The organism is Moraxella sp. HMSC061H09 (genome assembly GCF_001809255.1).
Classification (GTDB): domain Bacteria; phylum Pseudomonadota; class Gammaproteobacteria; order Pseudomonadales; family Moraxellaceae; genus Moraxella; species Moraxella catarrhalis.
This window is the reverse complement of sequence record NZ_KV796818.1, coordinates 10,881-12,308: the sequence shown is the minus strand read 5'-3', so window position 1 is coordinate 12,308 and position 1,428 is coordinate 10,881. Positions and strand designations below refer to the sequence as shown.

Genomic DNA, 1,428 nt, shown 5'->3' with positions numbered 1-1,428 from the left:
GTTTTGATATCAGAGCTATGCTGATCTTGCTGTTGTGCCAGCTCATAGATATTGTTGATGTTATTAGCAATATCCGCTTGGTTTTTAGCAATGTTTTGTGTATTCTCAGAGCTTGCTTTATTTAGAGCGTCAATCGCTTCGGTTTGCTTTTGAGCATACTGGTCTTGTAGCTCGTTGTAAGCGGCCAAATCTTGGATGTCTGTTTGGTTTTGAGCAATGTCAGCTTGGTTTTTAGCAATATCTGCTTTTTGATCAATGAGGCGACCGCTTAGATCCAATAAACCTTCTTCGACATTGTTTTTAAGTGTTTTGATATCAGAGCTATGCTGATCTTGCTGTTGTGCCAGCTCATAGATATTGTTGATGTTATTATCAATATCCGCTTTCTGATCAAGCAGGCGACCGCTTAGATTTAATAATTCTTCTTCGACATTGTTTTCAAGTGTTTTGATATCCGCTTGGTTTTTAGCAATGTCAGCTTGGTTGGTGGCAACATCATCATGAAGTGAACCAATGTCTCGGCTTAATACACCCACCTCCTTATCAAGCTCTTTCACCTCCTTATTAAGACCTTTGATGTCAGCTTTGTTTTTAGCAATGTCATCTTGGTTGTCAGCAACATCATCATGAAGTGAATTAATGTCTCGGCTTAATACACCCACCTCATTATCAAGCTCTTTTACCCCCCTCTTAAGCTCTTTGATGTCATCTTGTTGGTTGTCAGTAACATCATGAAGTGAATTAATGTCTCGGCTTAATTCACCCACCTCATTATCAAGACCTTTCACCTCCTTCTGAAGATCTTTGATATCATCTTGGTTGTTAAGAATGTCAGCTCGGTTGTTAACAATGTCATATTGGTTGTCATCAACAACTGTGGCCAAAGCATGTAGCTGTGAGCCATTAACAGCATCTGTTGAGGTGCCACTGATCTGACCTGCACCAACATTAACGATTTGACGCTCACCGCCTTCACTACCCACAGAAACTACGCCGTTTTCAGCTTTTGACTCCCCTGCAAATCCTGTTAGGCTTAGACCACCCACTTCGGCATTCTTAACAGTGGTCGCCTGTTTGCCAGCGGTCTCATTACCCAGTAGCACTGAGTTACTCGTTACACCTGTTGTGCCAGAGCCAAGAATAAAGACATTTTTGTGTTCTGTTTTAACGGTATTCTCAGAGCCGATGGCTACTGAGTTTTCACCTTCGATAATGTTCTTTTTACCCACGGCGACGGCGTTTTCGGCATTGGCTTGGTTCTCTACACCTGCGGCAAATGAACCTGTACCTGTGGCTTGGTTATTCTTGCCCCCTGCGACGGTTGAGTATTCGCCTTCGGCTGTGTTGTTATCGCCACCACCGATGGTAGAGTATCTGCCTGTGGCTTTGTTGTCATCGCCACCAACGATGGTAGAGTACTCGTTTGTG

The 1,428-nt window shown here is 43.1% G+C and carries 1 pseudogene; it reads right to left on the bottom strand.

The window, feature by feature from the left end:
* A pseudogene (locus tag HMPREF2573_RS00120) lies at positions 1-1,428 on the bottom strand (cell surface protein); the annotation flags it as partial.